The organism is Streptomyces hyaluromycini, assembly GCF_002217755.1.
GTDB classification, from domain to species: Bacteria; Actinomycetota; Actinomycetes; order Streptomycetales; family Streptomycetaceae; genus Streptomyces; species Streptomyces hyaluromycini.
This window is the reverse complement of the sequence record NZ_BCFL01000027.1, coordinates 229,389-254,925: the sequence shown is the minus strand read 5'-3', so window position 1 is coordinate 254,925 and position 25,537 is coordinate 229,389. Positions and strand designations below refer to the sequence as shown.

The following is a 25,537-nucleotide window of genomic DNA, read 5'->3' as shown; positions in this document are numbered from 1 at the left end:
CCCAGCCGTAGGACGATAAGCCGATGGCGAGCTGGGAGATCGTGGCTGGACGACCGCACCCGGCGTTGCGGCCGGGAATACTGAGCTACCGGGGGATCCGGATCGCGCTCGATCGGCCCCGGCGGCGCCTGGAGACGCCCATCGGGGCCGCCACGCTGCTTCTCGGGTTCGAGCAGCCGATACGGATCTCGCGCGACGGGCGGCCGCCCGCCACCCTCGTCTGCGTCTGCAACGGGCTCACCACCACGCCCGCCATCGGTGAGCACGGTGGCCGGATCTCGGGGATCGAGGTGCTGCTGACGCCCTGGGCCGCCTTCTCCCTCTTCGGCACTCCGCAGTACGAGTTGGCCAACAGGTCCGTGGATCCCGACGAGTTGCCGCACACGCTGGGCCACGGGGTGGGCGAACTCGCCGCCGCGCTCGGTGCCCTGCCGCGCTGGGCGGATCGATTCCGGCTGCTGGACGACGTGTTGCTGCGGTGGAGCCGGGCCGGTGTTCCGGGGTCGCCCCAGGTGGAGCGCGCGTGGGCGCTGCTGCGGCGCGACTGGGGTGCCGCACCCGTGCCGCGGCTGGCCGACGAAGTGGGCTGGAGCGTACGGCACTTGGAGAACCGCTTCCGGGAGCGGATCGGGCTCGGGCCGAAGGCGGCGGCCCGGGTGCTGCGGTTGCAGCGGGCGCGGCGGATGCTGGCCGCGGGACGGGGGCAGGCGGAGACGGCGGCGGTGTGCGGGTTCTACGACCAGGCGCATCTCAGCGGGGAGTTCAAGGCGATGACCGGTTGCACGCCCGGGGAGTTCGTGGCGGCGCGGGCGGCCGCCGCCTCGGCGTCGGTGGACCGGATGTCGGGGCAGGCGACCAGCCTGGTGCTGGGGCCCGGCGCGGGGAGTGCGGATTTCTCCAAGACCGGCGCGGGCCGGGTTGGGCACGCTGATCACCAGAGCCTTTGAGTGGGGGGAAGCCGACGGGCCGGACCTGGCGCAGCGGGTCCGGCCCGTCCTGCTTGCTCCCCGGTCGCGCATCGCCGTTCACACGGATGTCAACCCGCCCCGCCGACGATGCGGCGTGCACCTGCGCCCCGGCTTTGTCACAAACATCCCCCTTGTGTCACACATGTCGCGCATACGCGGCTTCTCGGTCACACCAGGTCGACAGCCGCTTGCCCATAGTCACTCTCCGTCGTTCACCGGGCACAGGCTTTGTGATCGCCAGCGCAGCGCCCGGCTCCCCCGACGACCGCCTCCGGTCGCCCCCGCGGTGCGCGCAGGGAGGTGCATCCCATGACCGACCGACGGCTCTGGTCCTACAAGGAGATCGCGGCGCACATCCGGGTGCAGCCGGACACCGTCCGCTCCTACCGCAAGCACGGACTGCTTCCCCCGCCGGACCACGTCGAGGGCGGCAAGCCCTACTGGTACGCCGACACGGTCCGCGCCTGGGTAGCCTCCCGGCCGGGCAACCGAGGGCGCAGAGACTTCTGAGCCCTGTCGCAGGATGCCCCGCCCGCCGGGGGGGCGCGGGGCGTGCACGCGTCAGGCCCACGGTTCGATGACCGTCACCCCCGCCGCCGGTGCCCCGCCCATCGCCGCCAGGGCTGCCGGGGCCGCGTCCAGGGTGATCGTCGAGGTGACCAGGAGGTCGGGGCGGAGGATGCCCGCGCGGACCAGTTCGAGCATGGCGGGGTAGGTGTGGGCCGCCATGCCGTGGCTGCCGAGGAGTTCCAGCTCCAGGGCGATCGCGCGGGCCAGTGGCACGGGGGTGTTGCCGTCCGGGGACGGCAGCAGGCCCACCTGGACGTGCCGGCCGCGGCGGCGCAGGGAGTTGACCGAGGCTGCCGAGGTGGCGGGGGAGCCGAGGGCGTCCAGGGAGAGGTGGGCGCCGCCGGAGGTCAGGTCGCGGACCGCCGCGGCCGGGTCGTCGGTGTCCGTGGCGTCCACGCCGTGGGCCGCGCCGAACTTCCGGGCCAGGTCCAGGGCTTGGGGCGACACGTCGACCGCCACCACCCGCGCTCCGGACGCCGCCGCGATCATCACCGCCGACAGGCCCACGCCCCCGCAGCCGTACACCGACACCCACTCCCCCGCCCTGGCCCTGCCCTGCTGCACCACCGCGCGGAAGGCGGTGGCGAAGCGGCAGCCGAGGGAGGCCGCCGTCGCGTACGACATGTCGTCCGGGATCGCCACCAGGTTCACGTCGGCGTGGTCCAGCGCCACGTACTGGGCGAAGGAGCCCCAGTGGGTGAAGCCGGGCTGGGTCTGGCGTTCGCAGACCTGCTGGTCGCCGGCCGCGCAGGACGGGCAGCCGCCGCAGGCGCAGACGAAGGGGACGGTGACCCGGTCGCCGGGGTGCCAGGCGGTCACCCCGGCGCCGGCCGACTCCACGACACCGGCCAGCTCGTGGCCGGGGACGTGCGGGAGCGTGATGTCCGGGTCGTGGCCCGTCCAGCCGTGCCAGTCGCTTCGGCAGAGGCCGGTGGCTTCCACGCGGACGACCACTCCGTGCGGGGCCGGGCGGGGGTCGGGGACGTCCCGGACCTCGGCGGGGGTGGCGTAGTGGTCGAAGACGACGGCTCGCATCGCGGGTGCTCCTTTCGGGGGCTGCGCGAAGGCTAAGCGCCGTGGGGGTCCGGTTGCAGCGCCGGTTCCGGCTCGTCGTGGCTGGTCGCGCCGTTCCCCGCGCCCCTTTCGGGCGCGTCCGGCTGAGGCGCGTCCGGCTCGGGTGCCGCCTGCTCGCCCTCGCTCAGGCCGAAGCGGTCGTGGAAGCGGCGCAGCGGGGCCGGTGCCCACCAGGTCGCCTTGCCCGTCAGGCGCATGATGGCCGGGACCAGGAGGCTGCGGACGACCATCGCGTCCATCAGGACCGCCAGGGCGATACCGAGGCCGAGCATCTTGGTGTTGGTGACCCGGGACGTGCCGATCGCCACCATCACCACCGCCAGGATGATCGCCGCCGCGGTGATCAGGCCCCCGGTGCGCTGCAGGCCGAGGCGGACCGCCCGCTCGTGGTCGCCCGTCCTGTCGTACTCCTCCTTGATGCGCGAGAGCAGGAACACCCCGTAGTCCATCGAGAGGCCGAAGGCGACGCAGAACATCAGGACCGGGAGTGTGGTCTCGATCGAACCGGAGCTGGTGAAGCCCAGCAGGTTCGAGAGGTGGCCGTCCTGGAAGACCCAGACCACCGCGCCGAACATCGCCGTGAGGCTGAGCGCGTTGAGCAGGACCGCCTGCACGGGGATGAGAACGCTGCCCGTGAGGAGGAAGACCAGCAGCAGGGTGACGATCGCTATGATCGCCGCCGCCCAGGGCAGGCGCTCCGCGATGGCGTGCTTGGAGTCGACCAGGACCGCCGCCGTGCCCGTCACCTTCGTGTCGAAGGGGGTCTTCAGCGCGCGCAGCTCGCCCACCAGACGCTGGGCGCCGTCGTCCACCGACTCGCCCTGCGGCTGCACCGTGAAGTACGCCTCGTCGCCCTTGACCAGGGGGCCGGCCACCCCGGCCACCTCGGGCAGGGCCGCCACCCGCTCCTTGTAGGCGGTGTACTGCGCCCGGGTCGCCCCGCCCTCGGCCAGGACTTCGAGGTCGCCGCCGGGGTTGCCCGGGAAGCCGTCCCGGATGTGCTGCTGGACGACGTGGGACTCGGCGCCGGCCGGGAGCTGGCGGTCGTCCGCGGTGCCGAACTTCACGCCCAGGAACGGCAGTCCGAGGACGATCAGGAAGGCCGTGGTGGCGACGGCGAAGAGCGGGGCCCTGCGCATCACCAGGGTCGCGGCGCGGGCCCAGGCCGTGCCCTCGGCGCCGGAGGGCCAGGCTTCCCGGCCCCTGCGGAACACCCGGCGCAGGTCCAGCGAGTTGACCCGGTGGCCCAGCAGGACCAGCGCCGCCGGAAGCAGGATCAGGGCGGCCGCCGCGGCCAGCAGGACCACCGCTATGCCGGCGTAGGCGAACGAGCGGAGGAAGTACTGGGGGAAGACGAGCATCGCCGCCAGGGAGACGGCCACCGTCAGGGCCGAGAACAGCACCGTGCGGCCGGCGGTGCGCAGCGTCGTGGCCACCGCGGTCAGCGGGTCGGCGCCGGTGGCCAGCTCCTCGCGGAAGCGGCGGACGATGAAGAGCGCGTAGTCGATGGCCAGGCCGAGGCCGAGGGCCGTGGTGAGGTTCATCGCGAAGACCGAGACGTCCGTGAAGGACGTGATGCCGCGCAGCACCGCGTTCGTGCCGAGGATGGCGACGATGCCGATGCCGAGCGGGAGCAGGGCCGCGATCGCGCTGCCGAACACCATCACCAGCAGGACCAGCGTGATGGGCAGGGCGATCAGCTCGGCGCGGGCCAGGTCCTCCTTGATGATCGTCTGCATGTCGCTGCGGACCGCCACCATGCCGCCGACCTTGACGGTCACAGGGCCGTGCGTGCCCCGGTAGTGCGGGGCGATGCGGTCCAGGGTGTCGGCCGCCGCCTTCTCGTCACCCGTGATGCGGGCCGCGATCAGGGCTTCGTGGCCGTCCTCGGCGCGCAGGGACGGCGACTTGGTCTGCCAGTACGAGCCGACCCCTGTGACGCCCTTCTCGGCGGACAGGCGGGTGACGAGGGCCTTCGCCTCCGCCGCCACCGCCGGGGTGTCCACCGAGCCGCCCCGCGCGTCCACCAGGAGGAGCAGGTTCGGCTGGGAGTCCGGGAACTCGCGCTCCAGCGCCTTCGTCGCGTACGTCGACTCGGCTGCCGGGTCCTCCCAGCCGCCACTGCCCAGCCGGTCGGCGACCCCGCTGCCGGCCAGCACGGCGAGCGCGGTGATCACCAGGGCGAGCAGCAGGGAGAGCCGGGGCCGGGCGGTCACGAACCGGGTCCAGCCCCCTGGGCGGGCCCCGCCTGCGGCCTGCGACGGCTTGTTGACTTCGGTCATCCTGCGGTGTCCCCTTCAGCGTGACCACTGCCTGCCGGTACGCATCCGCTTCGTGCGCAGGGCAGCATGGGTCGGCCATTGCCACTTAGACTGGCAAACACGAGAGATCGCTCGCGTTCCATCAGAATGCGAGCGACCGCTCGCGTTTGTCAATCGCGTTCGAAGAGCTGGGGATAACGCGTGCCCGACAAGCCCGAGAAGCCAGAGCAGCCCGAGGACACGGCCACGGGCAGGGAGCAGCCGCGCCGGCGGCAGGCTCGCGGCGAGCGGCGCATCCAGCAGCTGCTCGAAGCCGCCGCCTCGGTCTTCTGCGCCACGGGCTACACCGCAGCCAGCACCAACGCCATCGCCCGCGAGGCCGGCGTCTCCCCCGGCACGCTCTACCAGTTCTTCCCGAACAAGGAGGCGATCGCGATCGAGCTGGGCGACCGGCTCATGCACGATCTGCGGGACACCTACGGCGAGGCGCTCGCGCCGGTCGACCCCGCCACCCCGCTGGCGGACGCGGTCGCCGCCGTCGTGGACCGCCTCACCGCCTTCAACACCGACCACCCCGTGTTCTTCGCGCTGATGCACGGCCCCGACATGCCCGGCGGCATCACCGAGGCCCACGACGCCCTGCACACCAGCCTGCTCGGCCGCATCGAGACCCTGCTCGCCTCGCTCCTCGCGCCGGGCACCGACAAGGCCGACGTCACACGGACGGCACACGTCTGCCTCGGCATCTACAAGGCGGGACTGGAGCTGGTGCTCAGCCACGAGGGCACCGAGCAACAGGCGTACATCCAGGAGATCAAGAACGCGCTCACCCGCTACCTGGACCCCCTGGTGGGCCACCACCTCGACCAACCCGCCGGCTGACCGGCGGCCACTCCCCCGAACTCCCCGGACTGCGGCACACGGCACATCTGCCTAAGGTGCGGATAAATCGTCCCAATCTCCAGAAGACGAGCTCTGGCAGACGAGCGCCACCCGCACCCGCAGGAGCACAAGGGGACCCGCCGTGACCCACTCTCCGCCGCCCGGCCGGCCGCAGGCCCGTATCCCCGGTCCGCTGCAGCCGCCACCGCCGTACCCCCGTATCCGCACCGGCCTGTGGAAGCGCTGCCTCGGCGGCGGGCTCGCCCTGTGGGCGCTGACCGCGGCGGTCACGTACGCGACGAAGAACACCACCCTGCTGCCGACGCTGATCCTGCTCGGCAGCTTTCTCGTGCCGGTCGCCTTCGTGCTGTGGGCCTACGAGCGGCACGGCCGCGACCTCGGGGTCAGCGCGGTCCTCGGCTGCTTCCTGACCGGCGGCACGCTCGGCGTGCTGGGCACCTCGGTGATGGAGTCCTACCTCGTCCGCCCCTCCTGGGGGATGTTCGTCGCCGTCGGCCTGATCGAGGAGAGCGCGAAGCTCGGTGCGCTGGTGTTCGCACTGCGCCGGATGCCCGGGATCCGGGGCATGCGGGCCGGGCTGGTGCTCGGCGCCGCGGTCGGCTTCGGCTTCGCGGCCCTGGAGAGCGCCGGGTACGCGTTCGACGCGGCCGTCTCCACCGAGGGCATCGACCTGCGCGCGCTGATCGAGACGGAGATCCTGCGCGGCGCGCTGGCCCCCTTCGGGCACGGCCTGTGGACGGCGATCGCCGGTGGCGCCCTGCTCTCCTGCCGCCGCCCGAACGGCCGTTTCCGCCTCACCGCCCAGGTTCTCGCCGCCTGCCTCGGGGTCACCCTGCTGCACGCCCTGTGGGACTCCACGCACGGCATCGCGATCTGGCTGGTGGCACGTCTGGCGGGTACCGGGCTGGACCGGCAGCTGTTCGCCGAGGGGTACATCCCGCGCCCCAGCGCGGCACAGGAGCACCTCTTCACGGTGTTCTCGGTCGGCCTGCTGGTACTGGTCGCGCTGCTCGGCGTCGCCTGGACGCACTCGCTGGCGCGCCGGGACCCCTCTTGGAGAAATACCCCCTAGGGGTATAGTGTGACGAAAGTGGGGTTCCCTCGTGGGCCCCACCGGCCCCACACGCCTCGACGAGGAGAACGACATGACCGCGCAGACCGACACCCCGGGCTCCGTGACCGCCGTCTACAAGGTGACCGGCATGAGCTGCGGACACTGTGAGGGTTCCGTCTCCGCCGAGCTCTCCGGGCTCCCCGGCGTCAGCTCGGTGCAGGCCGTCGCGGCCAGCGGCGAGGTCACGGTCGTCTCCGCGGCCCCGCTCGACGACGAGGCGGTCCGCGCCGCCGTCGACGAGGCGGGCTTCGAGCTCGCCGGCCGCGCCTGACACCCCGGGAACGCACCCGGGGAACGCACCCGGGGAACACGCCCCGGCGACACGCCCCGGGAACAAGCGAGAACCGGCGCCACGAGCCGTACGTACGACGGAAACGTATCTCTCCGCCGGGCCGTGCCGACCAGCTGATACTGGCTCCGTACGGTCCGGTCCGTTGTCTGGAGTCCGGACATGACCAGCACCACCACCGCACAGACACCGATAGCCCCGCCGCGCCCGGCCGGTGATTCCGAGGTCGAGCTGCTCATCGGGGGCATGACCTGCGCCTCCTGCGCCGCCCGGGTCGAGAAGAAGCTCAACCGGATGGACGGCGTCACCGCCACCGTGAACTACGCGACCGAGAAGGCGAAGGTCACATACCCCCAGGGGGTTCAGGTGGCCGATCTGATCGCCACGGTCGTGAAGACCGGGTACACGGCCGAGGAGCCCGCGCCCCCGCAGCCGGAGCCGGAACAGGAGGCCGAGGCCGCGCGGGATCCCGAGCTCGCCGCCCTCCGCCACCGCCTCCTGGTCTCCGCCCTGCTGGCCGCACCGGTCGTGCTGCTCGCGATGGTCCCGGCGCTCCAGTTCGACAACTGGCAGTGGCTGTCGCTGACGCTCGCCGCTCCGGTGGTCGTCTGGGGCGGCTCGCCGTTCCACCGGGCCGCCTGGACCAACGCCCGGCACGGCGCCGCCACCATGGACACCCTGGTCTCGGTCGGCACGCTGGCCGCGTTCGGCTGGTCGCTGTGGGCGCTGTTCTTCGGCGACGCGGGCATGCCGGGGATGCACGACGAGTTCCGGTTCACCGTCTCCCGCATGGACAGCGCGTCCACGATCTACCTGGAGGTCGCCTCCGGGGTCGTCGCGCTGATCCTGCTCGGCCGCTACCTGGAGGCGCGTTCCAAGCGGCGCGCCGGGGCGGCTCTACGTGCCTTGCTGGAGCTGGGCGCCAGGGACGTGGCGGTGCTGCGATACGAGGAGGGCGAGCGCGAAGCGCTCTCGGTTGAGGGCGGTGGCGGGCGACGGGTGGGCGGGCGCGAGGTGTGGGTTCCGGTGGCGTCGCTGGCGGTCGGCGACCGGTTCGTCGTACGGCCCGGGGAGAAGGTCGCCACCGACGGGACCGTGGTCGAAGGGGCGTCCGCGGTGGACGCGTCGATGCTGACCGGCGAGTCCGTGCCGGTGGACGTGACCGTCGGGGACGCCGTCACGGGCGCGACCGTGAACGCGGGCGGGCGGCTGGTCGTCGAGGCGACCCGGGTCGGCGCCGACACCCAGCTCGCGCGGATGGCGAGGCTGGTGGAGGACGCACAGAACGGCAAGGCCGAGGTGCAGCGCCTCGCCGACCGGATCTCCGCCGTCTTCGTCCCGGCCGTCATCGTCGTCGCGCTCGGCACCTTCGGGGTCTGGCTCGGCGTCACCGGGGACACGGCCGCCGCGTTCACGGCCGCCGTCGCCGTCCTGATCATCGCCTGCCCGTGCGCCCTGGGCCTGGCCACGCCGACCGCACTGATGGTGGGCACCGGCCGCGGTGCCCAGCTGGGCATCCTCATCAAGGGCCCCGAGGTGCTGGAGTCCACGCGCCGGGTCGACACCGTCGTCCTCGACAAGACCGGGACGGTGACCACCGGGCGGATGCGCCTCCAGGAGGTGTACACCGTCCAGGGCGCCAACCAGGACGAAGAGGACGAGGTGCTGCGGCTCGCGGGCGCCCTCGAACACGCCTCCGAGCATCCGGTCGCCAGGGCGATCGCCGCGGGGGCGCGGGAGCGGGTCGGGACGCTGCCCGCGGTCGAGGACTTCGAGAACGTCCCGGGGCGGGGCGTACGCGGGCGCGTGGACGGCCGCCAGGTGGCCGTGGGGCGCCTCTTCGACGTGGTGCCGAAGGAGTTGGCCCTGGCGCGCTCGCGGGCCGAGCAGGAGGGGCGTACGGCCGTCCTGGCCGGGTGGGACGGGCAGGCCCGGGGTGTCCTCGCCGTCGCCGACGCGGTCAAGGACACCAGCGCCGAGGCGGTCCGCGAGCTGCGCGCGCTCGGGCTGACGCCGGTGCTGCTGACCGGGGACAACCGGGCGGTGGCCGAATCGGTCGCCCGGGCGGTCGGCATCACCGAGGTCGTCGCCGAGGTGCTGCCCGAGGACAAGGTGGACGTCGTACGACGGCTGCAGCGCGAGGGGCGGACGGTCGCCATGGTCGGCGACGGCGTCAACGACGCGGCCGCGCTGGCCACCGCGGACCTGGGCCTTGCGATGGGCACGGGGACGGACGCGGCGATCGAGGCCGGTGATCTGACCCTGGTGCGCGGGGACCTGCGGGTGGCGGCGGACGCGATCCGGCTGTCCCGCCGGACCCTCGCGACCATCAAGGGCAACCTCGCGTGGGCCTTCGGCTACAACGTGGCCGCGCTCCCACTGGCCGCCGCCGGACTCCTGAACCCGATGATCGCGGGCGCCGCGATGGCCTTCTCCTCGGTGTTCGTGGTGACCAACAGTCTGCGACTGCGTACCTTCCGCTGAAAGTTACCGGCGGTTCGGCACAGTGGATGTATGAGTCCCCCTAGAGTCCAACGCGCACCTCACATAAGCTCTTCACAAGGCTCGCGCATCATCCTTACGCTTGAGCTCCGATCACCGTATCGGGGCTCTTGCGCATCTATCGGACGGATGCAAGAGACGCAGATCACAGTGGTGTGAACGTAACCATCGAAGGGCTTCGAAGGTCTAAGTTGGCGATGTCAGAGAGGCGTCTTGGGGGGCGCTGACCTGGCATCTGGGGATGTCTTGGGGGACTTCCTCAGAGATGCGTTGCCGGGGCACGTACGACGGGAAGCTTTGAGCGGCCCTCCCGTGCCGTACGGGTCCCGGCAGATCGCACCGCATCACTGGATCAAGTACGGCGAGTTCTGCTCGTTGTGCTCAACGCAGCGATTCAGGCGCTGCCGTACCGAGCGCCCGGCCGGATCCCGTGGGGGGAATCCGCACCGGGACACGGGAAGGCGCCCTGGTCGCCGGCCCGTGGGGGGACCGGCGCTCCAGGGCGCCTTCTGCTGCATTTTTTAGGGCTCGGTTCTCCCCCAACCTTCGGCCGGGGGGACCCCCACCGGGGCGCCACAGTCGGTGTCGAGAACACGACCGTGCTCGACCCTTCGGGCCTCCGCGCGCTCGCGCTCTCGACACCGACGCGCCCCTTCGGCTCACTCGCCACAGGCCTGCTGCAGTGGCCGTGGGAAGTCGGCGGCGTCGAAAAGTCAGCGCTCCTCGACCGGCACGAAGTCGCGCTCGACGACGCCCGTGTAGATCTGGCGCGGGCGGCCGATGCGGGAACCCGGCTCCTTGATCATTTCCTGCCACTGGGCGATCCAGCCGGGCAGCCGGCCGAGGGCGAACAGGACCGTGAACATCTCGGTCGGGAAGCCCATGGCGCGGTAGATCAGGCCGGTGTAGAAGTCGACGTTCGGGTAGAGGTTGCGCGAGACGAAGTAGTCGTCGGAGAGCGCGTGCTCCTCCAGCTTCAGCGCGATGTCCAGCAGCTCGTCGGACTTGCCGAGGGCCGAGAGGACGTCGTGCGCGGCAGACTTGATGATCTTCGCGCGCGGGTCGAAGGACTTGTACACCCGGTGGCCGAAGCCCATCAGGCGGACGCCGTCCTCCTTGTTCTTCACCTTGCGGATGAAGGAGTCGACGTCACCGCCGTTGGCCTGGATGCCCTCCAGCATCTCCAGGACCGACTGGTTGGCGCCGCCGTGCAGCGGGCCCCACAGCGCGGAGATACCGGCGGAGATCGACGCGAACATGTTCGCCTGCGACGAGCCGACCAGGCGGACCGTCGAGGTCGAACAGTTCTGCTCGTGGTCCGCGTGCAGGATCAGCAGCTTGTCCAGGGCCGCGACGACGACCGGGTCGAGCTCGTAGTCCTGCGCCGGCACCGAGAACGTCATGCGCAGGAAGTTCTCCACGTAGGAGAGGTCGTTGCGCGGGTAGATGAACGGGTGGCCGACCGACTTCTTGTACGCGTACGCGGCGATCGTCGGAAGCTTGGCGAGCAGCCGGATGGTGGAAAGGTCGCGCTGCTTCGCGTCGAACGGGTTGTGGCTGTCCTGGTAGAAGGTGGACAGCGCGGAGACGACCGACGACAGCATGGCCATCGGGTGGGCGTCACGCGGGAAGCCCCGGTAGAAGTTCTTGACGTCCTCGTGCAGCAGCGTGTGCCGCGTGATCTCGTTCTTGAACGTGGTGAGCTCGTCCACGGTCGGCAGCTCACCGTTGATCAGCAGGTAGGCCACCTCCAGGAAGGTGGAGCGCTCCGCCAGCTGCTCGATCGGGTAACCGCGGTAGCGGAGGATGCCCGCCTCGCCGTCGAGGTAGGTGATGGCGGATTTGTACGCAGCGGTGTTGCCGTAGCCGCTGTCCAAAGTCACGAGACCGGTCTGGGTGCGGAGCTTCCCGATGTCGAAGCCCTTGTCGCCGACGGTGCTGTCGACCACCGGGTAGGTGTACTCGCCGTCGCCGTACCGCAGTACTACAGAGTTGTCGCTCACGTCTTCCCTCACCGACGTAGTGCCTCATCTTCGAGGTGCCCTGACTGTCTCTACCATCCCCCATTTGGCTCAGGAGAGTGCACTCGGGGTCGACCATTGGGCCCATCGGCGGCACTCAGTGCCGCCAACCTGCTCATCCTGCCCCCTTGTTTCCCAATCGGAAAGGGCTCTGTGACCTTCACGACTCATTTGATCGATCATTTTTCCGGAGATCGCCCCCGACCGAGCCGGAAGTCCAGTGCCGTACAGCGCCGGCCTGCCGAGACCGTGCGCACCGCCTGGCCGATCGCCTTGCGCGAACCGACGAGCACGACCAGCTTCCGGGCCCGGGTGACCGCCGTGTAGAGCAGGTTCCGCTGGAGCATCATCCACGCTCCGGTGGTGACCGGGATCACCACGGCGGGATATTCACTCCCCTGTGAACGGTGGATGGTCACCGCGTAGGCATGGGCCAGTTCGTCCAGTTCGTCGAATTCGTACGGCACCTCCTCGTCCTCGTCCGTCAGCACGGTGAGGCGCTGGTCGACCGGGTCGAGCGCGGTGACCACGCCCACGGTGCCGTTGAAGACGCCGTTCTCGCCCTTCTCGTAGTTGTTGCGGATCTGGGTGACCTTGTCGCCGACCCGGAACACCCGTCCGCCGAACCGCTTCTCGGGCAGGTCGGGGCGGGCCGGGGTGATGGCCTGCTGCAGCAGGCCGTTGAGCGCACCGGCGCCGGCCGGCCCGCGGTGCATCGGCGCCAGCACCTGCACGTCACGCCGCGGGTCCAGCCCGAACTTGGCCGGAATGCGCCGGGCGGCGACGTCCACGGCGAGTCTGCCCGCCTCCTCCGTCTCGTCCTCCACGAAGAGGAAGAAGTCCTTCATGCCGTCGGTGACGGGCTGCTGCCCGGCGTTGATCCGGTGTGCGTTGGTCACCACCCCCGACTGCTGGGCCTGCCGGAAGACCTGGGTGAGCCGGACGGCGGGGACGGGACTGCCGTCGGCGAGCAGGTCCCGGAGCACCTCCCCCGCCCCGACGCTGGGCAGTTGGTCCACATCCCCCACGAAGAGCAGATGCGCACCGGGCGGCACGGCTTTCACCAGCTTGTTGGCGAGGAGGAGATCCAGCATCGACGCCTCGTCGACCACCACCAGGTCGGCGTCGAGCGGGCGGTCCCGGTCGTAGGCCGCGTCCCCGCCCGGCTTCAGCTCCAGCAGGCGGTGCACGGTCGACGCCTCCGCGCCGGTCAGCTCGGCGAGCCGCTTGGCCGCACGGCCGGTCGGGGCGGCGAGCACCACCTTCGCCCGCTTCGCCCGCGCCAGCTCGACAATGGACCGGACGGTGAACGACTTGCCGCAGCCGGGCCCGCCGGTCAGCACCGCGACCTTCTCCGTCAGCGCCAGCCTGACGGCGGCCTCCTGCTCGGGCGCCAGGTCGGCGCCGGTGCGGTCCTTCAGCCAGGCGAGCGCCTTGTCCCAGGCGACGTCCCGGAACGACGGCATCCGGTCGTCACCGGTGCCCAGCAGCCGCAACAGCTGCGAGGCGAGCGCGACTTCGGCCCTGTGGAACGGGACCAGGTAGATGGCGGTGACCGGTTCGGCGTCCGGGGTGGCACCGGGCAGTTTCTCCCGTACGACCCCCGGGTCCTCCCCGTCCTCGGGCGGCGCCGCCAGCTCGGCGAGGCAGTCGATGACGAGCCCGGTGTCGACCTGGAGGAGCTTCACGGCGTCCGCGATGAGCCGCTCCTCCGGAAGGTAGCAGTGCCCCTGGTCGGCGGACTGGGACAGCGCGTACTGGAGCCCCGCCTTCACCCGCTCCGGACTGTCGTGCGGAATCCCCACCGACTGGGCGATCTTGTCGGCGGTCAGGAACCCGATGCCCCACACATCGGCCGCGAGCCGGTACGGCTGGTTCTTCACGACGGAGATCGACGCGTCCCCGTACTTCTTGTAGATCCGCACGGCGATCGACGTGGACACCTCGACGGTCTGGAGGAAGAGCATGACCTCCTTGATCGCCTTCTGCTCCTCCCAGGCATCGGCGATCTTCTTCGTCCGCTTCGGCCCCAGCCCCGGCACCTCGATCAGCCGCTTCGGCTCCTCCTCGATGATCCGCAGGGTGTCCACCCCGAAGTGCTGGGTGATCCGGTCGGCGAACACCGGTCCGATGCCCTTGACCAGCCCCGACCCGAGATAACGCCGTATCCCCTGCACCGTGGCCGGCAGCACGGTCGTGTAGTTCTCGACGGTGAACTGCTTGCCGTACTGGGGGTGCGAGCCCCAGCGCCCCTCCAACCGCAGCGACTCCCCCACCTGGGCACCGAGCAGCGCGCCCACGACCGTGAGCAGATCGCCGGCGCCTCTGCCGGTGTCGACCCGCGCAACCGTGTAGCCGTTCTCCTCGTTGGCGTACGTGATGCGTTCGAGCACGCCTTCGACGGTGGCGAGTCGGTGTTCGCCGGTGGGGGTCCCCGTCTGCTGAGCCATGATCCGACGGTACTGGTGGGGACCGACAGTCAGCGGGGAGGCTGTGGATTTCAGGGCGCCGTACATCACGATTCCGAGAGGTGCTTCATGCGATGGTTCCGGCCCGGTGAGACCGCTGTTCGACGTGACGTGTTCCGCCGGAAGGTGTGGAGCGCCCACGCGCTCCATGTCGTCGACGACAGCGCCGAGGCGCTTGTCGTGGGGTGCTCGCCCGGGGCGGACGTGCTGGCTCCGACGACCTGGATCGAGTGGCTGCTGACCGGAAACGAGGAGGTCAGGATCAGGGCCCTGCCGGCCCTGGCCGACGGCGACTGGCAGCTCGGTCGCTGGTCGTGGCGCGACACGGCGCATCTGCAGTGGGTGCCGCCGGACACCTGGTTCAGCGTGAACGCGTTCTACGACGTCTCGGACGGTCACCGACTGACGAGCTGGTACGTCAACTTCCAGCGGCCGATGCGCCGTACGGACCTGGGCTTCGACACCTTCGACCTCCTCCTGGACCTGGTGGTGGCGCCCGACCTGTCGCGGTGGGACTGGAAGGACGAGGGCGAGTACGCCCACGGCCGCCGGCTCGGCGTCGTGAGCGAGGCGGATCACCGGGCGGTCGAGCAGGCCCGTGCGCAGGCGATGGCCATGGTCGAGGAGCGGGGCGGACCGTTCGCAACGGGGGCGAACCGGCGGGCCTGGCGCCCCGAGCCCGACCGGCCGGCTCCGTCCTTGCCCGACGACGTCCTGACTTTCGGCCTCGACCAGACCCTATGATCGCTCCGCCCCGGCGTCCGCTACGGCGACGCGCGCCTCCGAGACAGGCCGAAAACGATGACGACTGCCGCCCGCACGGCTCCCAGGCTCCTTGCCCGTTCCGCGCAGGCGGTGATCGCGGCGGCGGCCGTGGCGGACGTGTTCCGCGCGGTGGCGCTGCGGGACCACTACCTGCACCCCACGGATGCGTCACTGAACAGGTCCGGGTTCATCTCCATGATCTTCGTGTATCTGATGACTCTCGCGACCGTGCTGTTCCTCGTGTGGCTCGCCCGGTCCCGGCGCAACGCCCATGAGTTGTCCCCCGAAGCCACGGTCCCGAGTCCGGGCTGGACGATCGGCGCGTGGTTCATACCGGTGGTCAACCTCGTCGTCCCTCGCCGGCTCGTCCTCGACATCGGGCGCGCCGGCTCCGCGTCGTGGGAGAAGCGGGACACGACGCTGGTGAATCTGTGGTGGGCCGCCTGGGTCGCACACGCGCTGGGTCTCACGGCGGCAAACATGGCGGCTCCCGGCTCGATGGCCTTCCTCGTGCTGACGGAGGCACTCATGATTGCGGCGGCCGTGCTGGTGGGGCTGGTCATCGAGCGCGTCACGGCGCGGTAGGGCGCCGCCCGGGCAGGCCGACAGCCGTGATCCCCTCGACGAAGGCGGCGAAGGCTCCCGCCGGGAAGGTGAGGGTGCGGGCGGCGGGGGCTTTGGAGTCGCGGACGGCTGTGCGGGTGGGGGTGGTGGCTATCTCCACGCATTCGTTGCCGTCGCCGCCCTCCGAGTAGGACGACTTACGCCAGTGGTCAGAAGTGGTCATGAGTTGCCTACAGCTCTTTCGTCAGCCTGTGGATGAAGTCGCGAGACCGTTCCGGTGTGAGTGCCGCGGCTTTCACATCCTGGAAGCGCAGTCGGTACATGGCCAGTTGAGCCGCTTCATCAAAGTAGATCGCGCCGTGGGGGTGATCGCGAACCACGGTGTCCAGCGTGGGCACGCTACCGCCCACGTAGGTCATCGTGCTGCTGGCCATGGAGAAGCCGTCCAGATCAAAGGGGATGACACGCACGGTGATGTGGTCTGCCTCGGAGAGCTCCAGGATGCGGAGGAGCTGGGCTCGTGACCCAGCCCGGTCGCTGACCCGGATTCGCAGTGCCGACTCATGGATCACCGAATCACAGGAGAGCGGCGAGGGGCCCTCGATGACTGCGCTGCGCGCCATGCGGTGACGTACCCGCAACTCAAGTTCATCCTCCGTGAGTCTGGGGACTCTGCTGGAGAAGACGGCACGAGCGTAGTCCTCCGTCTGAAGCAGGCCCGGCACGAACAGGATGGCCACGTTGTGCTGGTACCGAGCGTGATGGTCCAACTCGGCGAGATCCAGGAACGACGCAGGAAGCAGGCCTCGGTATTCCTCCCACCAGCCTCGGGTTCGGTCGGTGGCCATCGCGACCAGGGCGTCGATGAACTCCTCGTCCGCGCACATGTAGTGACCCACGAGAAGGCGGAGCCGCTTCTCGCTCACACCCGTGAGGCCCGACTCGATCTGGCTGATCTGCGCAGAGCCCACCCCGAGCCTAGCCGCCGCCTCACGGGCCGTCAGGCCGGCCGCGTCGCGGAGCCTGCGCAACTCGACCGCCAACCGCATCTGACGTGCCGTCGGCTGCTGCCTCAGCGCCATCGCATGCTCCTCCCAACGCACCCGTAGGCGCGACTCGTTCGGGGGTCAGATTACGCGACCGACTTGCGAAACATAAAAATCTAGGTCTACCGTCAGTCACACACCGCTCACGCAGCGGAAGTGCACCGCTCCGCCCTGCCACGGCGGCCGCGGCAACGCCACCGTGCGTGAAACTCCCCCACGATCACCGGAGTTGATGACGCATGTCCGAAGCCTGGGAGTACACGCTCACCATCCCCAACGACCTCCGTGCCGTCACTGTCAGCCGACACGCGCTCAGACTCATCCTCACCGCGCACGGACTCGTCCCCTTCCTCGATGTCGCCGAGCTGCTCGCGACCGAGCTGGTCTCCAACGCCGTACGGCATACGAAAGGCCCCGCCGCCCTGCGCATCCGCTGGTCGCCGCCCGGGACGCTGCGGATCGGGGCGTGGGACGCGGACCCGGAACCGCCCGAGCCGCCCGTGCCGTTGGAGCGGATCGGGGAGGTGGAGGAGGGGCGGGGGCTGGCGCTGGTGCGGGCCTGTTCGGATCTGTGGGGCTGGCAGCCGCTGTCGAGGTTCGGCAACCGGGGGAAGTACGTGTGGTGCGAGTTGGCCGCGGCGTAGGTCAGGCCCCAGTCCACTTTGTTGTGACTGGCCATGTCCCGACCGTACGTGCGCCCGTTGTGATGGGGCTGATTCCGTCACCGAGAGGCTGTGATGACCATGCCGTCGCGCACCCGTTCCTTCGTCCAGGTCGACGTGTTCTCGACGAGCCCCTATCGCGGCAACCCGGTCGCGGTCGTCCTCGACGGGGCGGACCTGACCGACGAGGCGATGCAGCTCGTGGCGCAGTGGACGAACCTGTCCGAGACCACGTTCGTGGTGGCCCCCAGCGTCCCGGAGGCGGACTACCGGCTGCGGATCTTCACGCCCGACGGCGAGCTGCCGTTCGCCGGGCACCCCACCCTCGGCTCCGCGCGCGCCTGGCTGGACGGCGGCGGTGTGCCGCGGCAGGCCGACCGGATCGTGCAGGAGTGCGGCGCCGGCCTGGTCACCGTGCGCCGCGGTGACGGCGTGCTGTCCTTCGCCGCCCCGCCGCTGATCCGGGACGGCGCGCTCGACGACGCGTACCTGGAGCAGATCGTGGCCGCGTTCGGCATCGGACGTGACCGGGTCCTCGCCCACCAGTGGGCCGACAACGGGCCGGGCTGGGCCGTACTCCGGCTGGCCACGGCCGAGGAGGTGCTCGCCCTCGAACCCGACCTCTCCCGCATCCCGGACGCGATGGTCGGCGCGATCGGGGCCTACCCCGACGGTTCCCCGTACGACTTCGAGATGCGGACCTTCGCTCCGCGCTGCGGGGTGCCCGAGGACCCCGCCTGCGGCAGCATGAACGCCGCCGTCGGGCAGTGGCTCACCGCCACCGGCGCGGCCCCCGCCGCCTACCGGGTCTCCCAGGGCGCACGGGTGGGACGGGCCGCGACCATCGAGGTCGGCACCGACGCGGACGGCACGGTCTGGGTGAGCGGCGCCACGACCGTCTGCATCCGCGGCACCATCATCGCGTGAGCACAGAATTGCGCGAATGCGTGCTCTAGCACAATCCAGCGCCCCGTTACCTGCGCAATATGCTGCCAATATTGCCGAGATTCGGTCACTTCCGGGTATCCGTCGGTCACGCTTGACGGCGTCACACCGACGGACCACGGAAGGGCACGCAACCATGCCGGGCAGCAGCACAGTCACCGTCCACGCCGATCGCGAGGTCCTCCCCGACCGTGCCGTGGCGCCGCCCATCTACCAGACGGCGGCCTTCTCGGCCCCGGACGGCGAGACGTTCGCGCGGGGCGCCGTCGAACCGCGGGGCAAGGCCTTCTACACCCGCTTCGGCAACCCGAACCACGCCCAGGTCGCGGCCGTCGTCGCGGAACTGGAGGGCACCGAGGCGGCCATGGTCACCGCGTCCGGGATGGCCGCGCTCACCACCGCCGTACTGGCCCTGGTGTCCGCCGGTGACCATGTCATCGGGCAGCGGTCCACCTACGGCGGTACGGCGTCGGTCCTGCTGAACCTGCTGCCCCGGTTCGGCGTGGCGACCACCCTGGTCGACCAGACCGACCCGGAGGCGTTCGCGCGGGCGCTGACCCCGCAGACCCGCCTGATCCTGGTGGAGACCCCCAGCAACCCGCTGCTCCAGATCACCGACCTGCGCGCCGTCTCGGACCTGGCCCGCGCGCACGACGTCCTGACCATGGCCGACAACACCTTCGCCACCCCGCTGAACCAGCGCCCGGCGGACTTCGGCATCGACCTGGTCTGGCACAGCGCGACCAAGTACCTCAACGGCCACACCGACGTGTCCGCCGGGGTGCTGGCCGGCCCGGCCGAACTCCTCGACAAGGTCTGGGACACCGGCCTGCTCACCGGTGCCGTACTCGGCCCGTTCGACGCGTGGCTGCTGCTGCGGGGCATGCGCACCCTGCCGCTGCGCGTCCCCCGGCACAACGCCAACGGCCAGGCGCTCGCGGAGGCGCTGCACGCCCACCCCGCCGTGCGCCGGGTGCACTATCCCGGCCTGGCCTCCCATCCGCAGCACAAGCTGGCCGCCGACCAGATGAGCGGGTTCGGCGGGGTGCTCGGCGTCGAGTTCACCGACGGCTTCGAGGCGGCCGACGCGTTCCTCGGCCGGCTGCGCTACGCCCGCCGGTCGGCCAGCCTCGGCGGCGTGGAGTCGCTGGCCGTGCACCCGGCGTCCATGTGGCGGGGCATGCTCGACGACGAGCAGATCGCCGCCTCGGTTCCACCGGGCCTGGTCCGGCTGGCGGCCGGTACGGAGGACACGGAGGACCTGGTGGCCGACGTGGTCGCGGCGGCCGACGCGAGCATGGGCGACTGAACTGCCCGTACCTCAGGGGGCGGAGAGCGTCTTCATGGTGACGTAGCTGCTGACGGTGGCGACGCCGGGCAGGTCGGCCAGCCGGTTGGCGTGGAAGTCCTCGTAGGCCGGCAGGTCGGCGACCTCGACCTGGAGCAGGTAGTCGTAATTGCCGGTGACGTGGTGGACGTGGACCACCTCGGACAGCTGGACGACCGCGCGTTCGAACGCGGCCACGTCACCGCGGTTGTGCCGCATCAGCCGGACACCCGCGAACACGCGCAGGCTGCGGCCGACGGCCGCGGGGTCGATCTCCGCCCGGTAGCCGCGGATCACCCCGGTCTCCTCAAGCCGGTGCACGCGCCGCAGGCAGGGCGAGGGCGACAGGCCGACCCGCGCGGCGAGCTCGGCGTTGCTGATCCGCCCGTGCTTTTCGAGCACGGCGAGGATGGCCCGATCCACATCATCCATGGGGGCAGATTATTGCGCGCCAAGCCTCGCCTACCACCATCCGATGCCCCGCTGCGGCGCAATTTCCTGCCGACGTTGCCGGAACCGGCTTACACCGACACGCGGCCCGGGAAGACTTGCCCGCGTCGCCAACACGCACAAACAACCACTTTTCGCAGAGTTTCGTAGAGGAGTTTTCTGATGAGGATCCTGCTTACCGGCGGCACCGTGGTCAGCATGGACCCGGCCGTCGGCGATCTCGAACGCGGTGACGTGCTGATCGAGGACGGTGTGATCGTCGAGGTCGCCGAGGCGATCGACGCCCCGGACGCCGAGGTGATCGACGCGACCGACCGGATCGTCATGCCCGGCTTCGTCGACACCCACCGGCACACCTGGCAGACCGCGTTCCGCGGCATCGGCGCGGACTGGACGTTCCCCGAGTGGGCGCAGGCGATGCACCGGACGCTGAAGCCCCGATACCGGCCCGAGGACGTCTACGCGGGCACCCTGCTCGGCCGTCTTGAGGCCCTGCACTCCGGGGTGACCACGATGCTCGACTGGTTCCACTGCGCGCAGAGCCCCGAGCACGCGGACGCCGGTGTCGCGGCGCTGCGGGACGCGCCCGGGCGGTCCGTCTTCTGCCACGGCGCCGGGTGGGGCACCGCCGACCCGGTCGAGGCCGAGATCCGCCGCGTACGGTCCGCGCTGCCCGGCGACGACGGCCTGCTCACCATGTCGTTCGGGCTGCGCGGCGCGGAGGACACCTCCTTCGAGACCGTCGCCGAGGAGCTGCAGCTCGCGGCCGAGCTCGGCCTGCGGACCAGCCTGCACGTCGAGTCCGAAGGGATCCGGCGCCCGGTCGCCGACCTGCACGAGCACGGCCTGCTGCGGGACACCACGACGTTCGTGCACGCCAACGGGATCGGCGACGACGAGCTGCGGATGCTCGCCGACGCCGGCGCCTCGGTGTCCGTCAGCCCGGACGTCGAGCTGAAGATGGGGTTCGGCCGGCCGATGACCGGCCGGATGCTGGCCGCCGGCCTGCGCCCGACCCTCTCGATCGACGACGTCCCGTCGGTCGGCGGCGACATGTTCTCCACCATGCGCACCGCCTTTGTGGTGCAGCGCGGCCTGGACGGCGGCCTCAACTCCCGTGACCTGCTGGCGTTCGCCACCGTCGACGGCGCCCACGCCCTGGGGCTCGCCGACCGTACGGGCAGCCTCACGCCCGGCAAGGACGCCGACGTGATCCTGCTGCGCACCGACGACATCACCGTCTTCCCGGTCACCGACCCCGCCGGCACGATCGTCGCCGCCGGTCACCCCGGCCTGGTCGACACGGTCCTCGTCGCGGGCCGCGTCGTGAAGCGGGACGGCGTACTGGTCGACGTGGACCTGCGGGCACTGCGCACCCGCCTGCTGGAGTCCCGCGACCGGGTCGCAGCGGCCGCCGGCATCCCGCTGGACGGCACCTGGCACCCGCAGCCGAAGACGGCGTGACCCTGCCCCCTCCGCACAGCTCAACCGATCTCAGAGCGAAGGAGATCGACCCCCTACCCCGGGGCGGAGCGCGAGCCGGTGAACGCCTGCCGGCTGTGCAGGAGCAGTTCGCGCACCGCCGGGGTGTGCGCGTTCTTCCAGATCAGGGCCGGCAGTGCCGGTGTCTCGACGTCGTCGATGGTGCGGGCGACGGTTCAGCATGACTTCTTCTTCGTCTCCACGGTCAGGCCCATCACGTTGTGCCATACATACGTGGAGTCGCCTACGTGATAGTGGACCAGGACTCCGGACGCGTGCGCCTTGGAGGCGGTGACCTGGATGTGCAGGACCAGGTTGTTCGCGACCTTCGCGTTGTCCGGTTGGGGAGAGATGGTCGCCCCCACAGCCTTGCGGCGGTGGGCCCAGTCGATGCCGGGCTGGTTGCGGGCCTCCGGGACGGGAGGGTATCCGGTGCTGACACCCATGAAAGCGGTCGAAGTGGACACGATGACCGCCTCGACCAGCCGCAGACCGCTAGCCTCGCGCAGCGTGACCTTGTCGACGACGACAGTCTTGCCGCCGTAGTTGTGCAACTCGTCCATACCAAAGGTGACGCTGCCACCCTCCTTTTCCGGGATGCACTCCTCGCCCGTTCCGGCATCGGCATAGTCGGGCCCGTTCAATGGCCCGTCGGCGGAATCCTGGTGATGGACCGCGGAGCAGCCCGTCACCAGGGCCGCGAGCAGGGTCAGGGCCAGCAGCGACCGCCGTACGCTCATCAGGTGCGCCCGCTCCTTGTGGTGGTGGCGACGGAGTTGCAGGGATGTCTGTCGCACGGCGGTCCGCCCATGCCGCAGTTCATCAGGTACTTGCCCCAGCCGTACTCGGTCCACCCGGCCCAAAAGCCCGTGAATGACTGGCGGTTGTGCTGCGGGGACTCCCCTGGTTCTCCGTCCGAGCACCAGGCCACCGGCGATGACTCCCCGGTACAGCCTGCTGTACCGGGAATCGGGGCGCACGTGGCAGTGATCGCGGGGCTCGGTGTTGGTGTGCTTGAGGCATCGCAGGCACACCTCCCGAACGCCCCGAAGGGACCCCCGGTGACCGTCACCACCAGCCCCCCGCAGCCGCAGGCCGGCACACCCCTGCGGACCCGGGTCCGCCGCCGTCCGCTGACCTGGTTCTTCGCCCTGGCCTTGAGCATGAGCTGGCTGGCCTGGACGCCGTACATCCTGTCCGGGAACGGGCTGGGGGTGTGGCACTGGGCCTTCCCCGGCGGCGCGGCCGGGAGTCAGCTGCTCGGGGTGCTGCCCGGCGCCTACCTCGGTCCCATCGGGTCGGCGCTGTTCGTCACCGGGATGACGGAGGGGCGCGCCGGGCTGCGGGAGTGGCGGGGGCGGATGACCAGGCTCGGGGTGCGGTGGCGGTGGTTCCTCGTGGTCGCCGTCTCCGTGCCCGCCGCGCTGACCCTCGCCTCGGCCGCACTGACCGGCCGGGCCCCCGCGCTGCCCCCGGCGGCCGTACTCGCCGCGTACCTCCCGGGCCTGGTCGTCCAGATGGTGACCACCGGGCTCGCGGAGGAGCCGGGCTGGCGCGAGTTCGCGATGCCGCGGATGCAGCGGCGGTACGGTCCGCCGGTCGCCGCCCTCGTCGTCGGGCTGCTGTGGGGTGCCTGGCACCTGCCGCTGTTCCTCACCGAGTGGGGCGGCGGGCCCGGCGTGAGCCCGGTGCGGCCGCTGGAGTTCATGGTCACCACGCTCGCCTTCAGTTACGTGATGACCTGGGTCTTCAACCGCTCCGGCGAGAGCATGCCACTGGTCATGCTGCTGCACACCAGCGTCAACAACTACTTCTCCGTGGCCTGGACGGACCTGTTCCCGCACGGCACGGTCGAGGACACCACCCGCGCCCTCCTGCTCGCCTCGGTACTGGCGGCGGCCGTCGTCCTGGCGGTGACCCGGGGGCGGCTGGGGCTCGCGGCCACTCCTGGGTGAGCCGAGCGTAAAACTCCGGCCGTTCCGGTGGCGGGAACGGCCGGGGGCCGTGAGGGTGGGCGGCGGGGAACTTCTTCGCGCGCAGGGAGAAATGCACATGCCCGAGATCACCACTCCGTACCCGACCGGCACCCCGTGCTGGGTCGATCTTATGGCGCAGGACCAGCAGGCGGCGCTGGACTTCTACCGTGACCTGTTCGGCTGGCAGGGCGAGGTCGGCGGGGCCGACTTCGGCGGGTACGCGGTCTGTACGCTGCAGGGCAAGCCGGTGGCCGGCATCGGCTCGGCCATGGCGCCCGAGGGGCAGCCGGAGCCGCCGACGGTGTGGACCACCTACCTGGCCAGCACCGACGCGCAGGCCACCCAGGACACCATCGTCTCGGCCGGCGGCACGCTGATCGCCCCGGTGATGGACGTCGGCGACATCGGCCGGATGCTGATCGCCGCCGACCCGCAGGGCGCGGTGTTCGGGGTGTGGCAGCCGGGCGAGTTCCACGGCGCCGGGATCGTCAACGAGCCGGGCGCACTGATCTGGAACGAGCTGAACACCACCGACGTACCCGCCGCCACCGGCTTCTACGGCGAGTGCTTCGGGATCGAGATCCAGCCGATGGAGGGCGCCGACGGGACCTACTGGTCGCTGAACGTCGGCAACCGCGGCGTCGGCGGTGCCGCCCGGCTCGGCGACGACCGCCCCGGCGTCCCGCCGCACTGGCTCACCTACTTCGCGGTCGACGACGTCGACTCCACGGTGGACGCCCTGGTCAAGCGCAACGGCACGGTCTTCGCACCGCCGTTCGAGATGATGGCCGGCCGCATGTCCGTGGTCGCCGACCCGCAGGGCGCGACCTTCGCGGTGTTCAAGCCCAAGGAGATGTGAGCCGCCGACGGCAGAGCAGCGCCTCGCCGTAACCACCAGGTCCTGACCCCCTTCCGCTTTCCGCGCGGCCCGCGATACCCCTGAAGCGACCGGCGGTACGGAAGGGGACGGGGGCATGGTCATGGGAAGCGGAGACGCCGAGCACGGCTGGCGGGTGGACGGGCGCTGCACGAACTGCGATGTCGCGCGGCAGCTCGCCCCGGGGCTCATCGGGGAGGTGGCGGGACACTCGGCCGTACTGCGCCAGCCGCGCGACGCAGTGGAGGCGGAGCGGTTGCACGCGGCGGCGCACGCCTGCCCCACCCGGTCCGTCCGGCCCCCGGGCGGGCGGCTGGACCCGGCACGGGATCCGTTCCCGATGGCCCTCGACGACACCGGCACCGTGCAGCTGTGCGGGCACAACTCCCCGCACACCGCGGGCGCCAACTCCTACCTCCTGCGCCGCCCCGACGGCACGTCGATGATGGTGGACACCCCGCGGTGGAGCCCGGCGCTCGCCGCCCGCCACGAGGCGCCGGGGCCCGTCACCGACGTACTGCTCACCCACCGCGACCACGCCGCGCACGGCCGCCGGTACGCCGCCCCCCCACTCTCGACTTCGCCTGAGCGGGGGGACCCCCATCGGCGCCCGGCTCTGGATCCACGAGGGCGATCTCGACGCCGCCCCGGACGCCGACCGGGTGCTGCGCGGTACCGGGCCGGCCGAGATCGCCGAGGGGGTGGTCGCCCTCCCCTTCCCCGGACACACCCGGGGCAGCGTGCTCTACCTGGCCGACGAGCGGTACTGCTTCAGCGGCGACAGCTTCTACTGGTCGCGTACGACGGCGGACATCGAGGTGGTCGAGAGCATCACCTGGTACTCCGTCCACGAACTGGCCGCCTCGCTGACCCGGGCCGCCGGCCGGCTGCGCTTCGAGTGGCTGCTGCCGGGCCACGGCGACCGCCGCCGCCTGTCCCCGGACGACATGGCCGCCCGGATCCGGCGACTGGCCGCCCGTACCCGCGCACTGCGGCCCCGGCCGGTGGACTTCACGGCGGTGCGGTGGTGAGGGCGGGGCGTCAGCCGACGGCCCGCCTGCGGCGCACCAGGCCCCGGACGTAGGCCGGCAGGAACACCAGGTGGACGACGGCGACCGTGAGGGCCCAGGCGGTGGAGAGGCCGCCGCCCGTGATCACGGCCGCTTCCAGTACGGCGACGAACAGCAGCAGCGTGCCGTCTCGTATCTCCGTTCGTGTCATGCCGGAATTCCACAGGTCGGGCCGTGCGTGAGTCGGCCCCTTCCGGCCCCCC

General features: G+C 71.0%; 23 protein-coding genes and 1 pseudogene. 15 read left to right on the top strand and 9 right to left on the bottom strand.

Going from position 1 to position 25,537, the window contains the following annotated elements:
- The first annotated feature begins 23 nt into the window (after window positions 1-23).
- Together SSP29_RS36935 and SSP29_RS36930 are read left to right on the top strand one after the other, a co-directional pair.
- Entirely contained in the window at window positions 24-947 is a 924-nt protein-coding gene (locus SSP29_RS36935) for a helix-turn-helix domain-containing protein (protein WP_089105277.1), read from the top strand.
- A 330-nt stretch (window positions 948-1,277) separates the two neighbouring features.
- A complete protein-coding gene (locus SSP29_RS36930) occupies window positions 1,278-1,478 on the top strand; it encodes a helix-turn-helix transcriptional regulator (protein WP_089105276.1) in 201 nt (66 codons plus the stop codon).
- Window positions 1,479-1,529: 51 nt separating this feature from the next.
- Here the strand turns inward: SSP29_RS36930 and SSP29_RS36925 are convergent, their stop codons facing one another.
- Entirely contained in the window at window positions 1,530-2,573 is a 1,044-nt protein-coding gene (locus SSP29_RS36925) for a zinc-dependent alcohol dehydrogenase family protein (protein ID WP_089105275.1), read from the bottom strand.
- Window positions 2,574-2,605: 32 nt separating this feature from the next.
- Complete coding sequence (locus tag SSP29_RS36920) at window positions 2,606-4,894, bottom strand: MMPL family transporter (RefSeq protein WP_089105274.1); 2,289 nt, start codon at window positions 4,892-4,894, stop codon at window positions 2,606-2,608.
- A gap of 180 nt (window positions 4,895-5,074) precedes the next feature.
- On the opposite strand from SSP29_RS36920, the gene SSP29_RS36915 reads away from it, so the two are divergent.
- The 4 genes from SSP29_RS36915 (at window position 5,075) to SSP29_RS36900 (ending at window position 9,663) form a co-directional block, all read left to right on the top strand.
- Window positions 5,075-5,755, top strand: a complete 681-nt coding sequence (locus SSP29_RS36915; protein WP_089105273.1) for a TetR/AcrR family transcriptional regulator — start codon at window positions 5,075-5,077, stop codon at window positions 5,753-5,755.
- Between the two features lie 142 nt (window positions 5,756-5,897).
- Window positions 5,898-6,848, top strand: coding sequence for a PrsW family intramembrane metalloprotease (locus SSP29_RS36910; RefSeq protein WP_089105272.1), 951 nt, complete (start codon window positions 5,898-5,900; stop codon window positions 6,846-6,848).
- Between the two features lie 73 nt (window positions 6,849-6,921).
- The gene (locus SSP29_RS36905; protein ID WP_089105366.1) at window positions 6,922-7,161 is read left to right on the top strand and encodes a heavy-metal-associated domain-containing protein; all 240 of its coding nucleotides are present in this window, start codon (window positions 6,922-6,924) and stop codon (window positions 7,159-7,161) included.
- 180 nt (window positions 7,162-7,341) lie between these two features.
- Complete coding sequence (locus tag SSP29_RS36900) at window positions 7,342-9,663, top strand: heavy metal translocating P-type ATPase (RefSeq protein ID WP_089105271.1); 2,322 nt, start codon at window positions 7,342-7,344, stop codon at window positions 9,661-9,663.
- Window positions 9,664-10,394: 731 nt separating this feature from the next.
- Here the strand turns inward: SSP29_RS36900 and SSP29_RS36890 are convergent.
- Both SSP29_RS36890 and recD2 read right to left on the bottom strand, forming a co-directional pair.
- Entirely contained in the window at window positions 10,395-11,684 is a 1,290-nt protein-coding gene (locus SSP29_RS36890; protein WP_089105269.1) for a citrate synthase, read from the bottom strand.
- A 197-nt stretch (window positions 11,685-11,881) separates the two neighbouring features.
- Window positions 11,882-14,152: an SF1B family DNA helicase RecD2 gene (gene recD2, locus SSP29_RS36885; protein WP_089105365.1), complete on the bottom strand. Its 2,271-nt coding sequence runs from the start codon at window positions 14,150-14,152 to the stop codon at window positions 11,882-11,884.
- 87 nt (window positions 14,153-14,239) lie between these two features.
- Here recD2 and SSP29_RS36880 point away from each other — a divergent pair, with 87 nt between their 5' ends.
- Window positions 14,240-14,914 (top strand): ribonuclease FAU-1 family protein, encoded by a 675-nt coding sequence (locus tag SSP29_RS36880; RefSeq protein WP_089105268.1) that lies wholly within the window; start codon window positions 14,240-14,242, stop codon window positions 14,912-14,914.
- A gap of 57 nt (window positions 14,915-14,971) precedes the next feature.
- A complete protein-coding gene (locus tag SSP29_RS36875) occupies window positions 14,972-15,520 on the top strand; it encodes a DUF4328 domain-containing protein (RefSeq protein WP_089105267.1) in 549 nt (182 codons plus the stop codon).
- Here the strand turns inward: SSP29_RS36875 and SSP29_RS36870 are convergent.
- Together SSP29_RS36870 and SSP29_RS36865 are read right to left on the bottom strand one after the other, a co-directional pair.
- Window positions 15,507-15,722, bottom strand: coding sequence for a DUF397 domain-containing protein (locus SSP29_RS36870; protein ID WP_089105266.1), 216 nt, complete (start codon window positions 15,720-15,722; stop codon window positions 15,507-15,509). The genes SSP29_RS36875 and SSP29_RS36870 overlap by 14 nt on opposite strands.
- Before the next feature lie 7 nt (window positions 15,723-15,729).
- The gene (locus tag SSP29_RS36865) at window positions 15,730-16,581 is read right to left on the bottom strand and encodes a helix-turn-helix domain-containing protein (RefSeq protein WP_089105265.1); all 852 of its coding nucleotides are present in this window, start codon (window positions 16,579-16,581) and stop codon (window positions 15,730-15,732) included.
- Window positions 16,582-16,784: 203 nt separating this feature from the next.
- Here SSP29_RS36865 and SSP29_RS36860 point away from each other — a divergent pair, with 203 nt between their 5' ends.
- The 3 genes from SSP29_RS36860 (at window position 16,785) to SSP29_RS36850 (ending at window position 19,461) form a co-directional block, all read left to right on the top strand.
- Complete coding sequence (locus tag SSP29_RS36860) at window positions 16,785-17,189, top strand: ATP-binding protein (protein ID WP_089105264.1); 405 nt, start codon at window positions 16,785-16,787, stop codon at window positions 17,187-17,189.
- Window positions 17,190-17,282: 93 nt separating this feature from the next.
- Entirely contained in the window at window positions 17,283-18,134 is an 852-nt protein-coding gene (locus tag SSP29_RS36855; RefSeq protein WP_089105263.1) for a PhzF family phenazine biosynthesis protein, read from the top strand.
- Window positions 18,135-18,288: 154 nt separating this feature from the next.
- Window positions 18,289-19,461: a trans-sulfuration enzyme family protein gene (locus SSP29_RS36850; protein ID WP_089105262.1), complete on the top strand. Its 1,173-nt coding sequence runs from the start codon at window positions 18,289-18,291 to the stop codon at window positions 19,459-19,461.
- A gap of 12 nt (window positions 19,462-19,473) precedes the next feature.
- Here SSP29_RS36850 and SSP29_RS36845 read toward each other — a convergent pair whose 3' ends face one another.
- Complete coding sequence (locus SSP29_RS36845; protein ID WP_089105261.1) at window positions 19,474-19,911, bottom strand: Lrp/AsnC family transcriptional regulator; 438 nt, start codon at window positions 19,909-19,911, stop codon at window positions 19,474-19,476.
- Between the two features lie 180 nt (window positions 19,912-20,091).
- On the opposite strand from SSP29_RS36845, the gene SSP29_RS36840 reads away from it, so the two are divergent.
- Window positions 20,092-21,393 carry an amidohydrolase family protein gene (locus tag SSP29_RS36840; protein WP_089105260.1) on the top strand — a complete coding sequence of 434 codons (1,302 nt, stop codon included), beginning with the start codon at window positions 20,092-20,094 and terminating at the stop codon, window positions 21,391-21,393.
- 194 nt (window positions 21,394-21,587) lie between these two features.
- Here the strand turns inward: SSP29_RS36840 and SSP29_RS36835 are convergent, their stop codons facing one another.
- Window positions 21,588-22,151, bottom strand: a complete 564-nt coding sequence (locus SSP29_RS36835) for a hypothetical protein (RefSeq protein WP_089105259.1) — start codon at window positions 22,149-22,151, stop codon at window positions 21,588-21,590.
- A 321-nt stretch (window positions 22,152-22,472) separates the two neighbouring features.
- Between SSP29_RS36835 and SSP29_RS36830 the strand changes: the two genes are divergently transcribed.
- From SSP29_RS36830 to SSP29_RS36820, 3 genes and pseudogenes are all read left to right on the top strand, one after another.
- Window positions 22,473-23,366 carry a CPBP family intramembrane glutamic endopeptidase gene (locus SSP29_RS36830; protein ID WP_245883443.1) on the top strand — a complete coding sequence of 298 codons (894 nt, stop codon included), beginning with the start codon at window positions 22,473-22,475 and terminating at the stop codon, window positions 23,364-23,366.
- A 97-nt stretch (window positions 23,367-23,463) separates the two neighbouring features.
- The gene (locus tag SSP29_RS36825; RefSeq protein ID WP_089105257.1) at window positions 23,464-24,246 is read left to right on the top strand and encodes a VOC family protein; all 783 of its coding nucleotides are present in this window, start codon (window positions 23,464-23,466) and stop codon (window positions 24,244-24,246) included.
- A gap of 115 nt (window positions 24,247-24,361) precedes the next feature.
- A pseudogene (locus SSP29_RS36820) lies at window positions 24,362-25,295 on the top strand (MBL fold metallo-hydrolase).
- A 10-nt stretch (window positions 25,296-25,305) separates the two neighbouring features.
- Here SSP29_RS36820 and SSP29_RS36815 read toward each other — a convergent pair.
- Window positions 25,306-25,485, bottom strand: coding sequence for a hypothetical protein (locus SSP29_RS36815; RefSeq protein ID WP_089105256.1), 180 nt, complete (start codon window positions 25,483-25,485; stop codon window positions 25,306-25,308).
- Window positions 25,486-25,537 lie beyond the last annotated feature (52 nt).

Excerpts from the sequence above, each read along its gene's own strand:
- SSP29_RS36855 (WP_089105263.1), top strand. The coding sequence starts at position 17,283 with ATGACCATGCCGTCGCGCACCCGTTCCTTCGTCCAGGTCGACGTGTTC.
- SSP29_RS36850 (WP_089105262.1), top strand. The coding sequence starts at position 18,289 with ATGCCGGGCAGCAGCACAGTCACCGTCCACGCCGATCGCGAGGTCCTC.
- SSP29_RS36825 (WP_089105257.1), top strand. The coding sequence starts at position 23,464 with ATGCCCGAGATCACCACTCCGTACCCGACCGGCACCCCGTGCTGGGTC.
- SSP29_RS36875 (WP_089105267.1), top strand. The coding sequence starts at position 14,972 with ATGACGACTGCCGCCCGCACGGCTCCCAGGCTCCTTGCCCGTTCCGCG.
- SSP29_RS36840 (WP_089105260.1), top strand. The coding sequence starts at position 20,092 with ATGAGGATCCTGCTTACCGGCGGCACCGTGGTCAGCATGGACCCGGCC.
- SSP29_RS36880 (WP_089105268.1), top strand. The coding sequence starts at position 14,240 with ATGCGATGGTTCCGGCCCGGTGAGACCGCTGTTCGACGTGACGTGTTC.
- SSP29_RS36930 (WP_089105276.1), top strand. The coding sequence starts at position 1,278 with ATGACCGACCGACGGCTCTGGTCCTACAAGGAGATCGCGGCGCACATC.
- SSP29_RS36835 (WP_089105259.1), bottom strand. The coding sequence starts at position 22,151 with ATGAGCGTACGGCGGTCGCTGCTGGCCCTGACCCTGCTCGCGGCCCTG.
- SSP29_RS36905 (WP_089105366.1), top strand. The coding sequence starts at position 6,922 with ATGACCGCGCAGACCGACACCCCGGGCTCCGTGACCGCCGTCTACAAG.
- SSP29_RS36925 (WP_089105275.1), bottom strand. The coding sequence starts at position 2,573 with ATGCGAGCCGTCGTCTTCGACCACTACGCCACCCCCGCCGAGGTCCGG.
- SSP29_RS36860 (WP_089105264.1), top strand. The coding sequence starts at position 16,785 with ATGTCCGAAGCCTGGGAGTACACGCTCACCATCCCCAACGACCTCCGT.
- SSP29_RS36870 (WP_089105266.1), bottom strand. The coding sequence starts at position 15,722 with ATGACCACTTCTGACCACTGGCGTAAGTCGTCCTACTCGGAGGGCGGC.
- SSP29_RS36865 (WP_089105265.1), bottom strand. The coding sequence starts at position 16,581 with ATGGCGCTGAGGCAGCAGCCGACGGCACGTCAGATGCGGTTGGCGGTC.
- recD2 (WP_089105365.1), bottom strand. The coding sequence starts at position 14,152 with ATGGCTCAGCAGACGGGGACCCCCACCGGCGAACACCGACTCGCCACC.
- SSP29_RS36815 (WP_089105256.1), bottom strand. The coding sequence starts at position 25,485 with ATGACACGAACGGAGATACGAGACGGCACGCTGCTGCTGTTCGTCGCC.
- SSP29_RS36845 (WP_089105261.1), bottom strand. The coding sequence starts at position 19,911 with ATGGATGATGTGGATCGGGCCATCCTCGCCGTGCTCGAAAAGCACGGG.
- SSP29_RS36900 (WP_089105271.1), top strand. The coding sequence starts at position 7,342 with ATGACCAGCACCACCACCGCACAGACACCGATAGCCCCGCCGCGCCCG.
- SSP29_RS36920 (WP_089105274.1), bottom strand. The coding sequence starts at position 4,894 with ATGACCGAAGTCAACAAGCCGTCGCAGGCCGCAGGCGGGGCCCGCCCA.
- SSP29_RS36935 (WP_089105277.1), top strand. The coding sequence starts at position 24 with ATGGCGAGCTGGGAGATCGTGGCTGGACGACCGCACCCGGCGTTGCGG.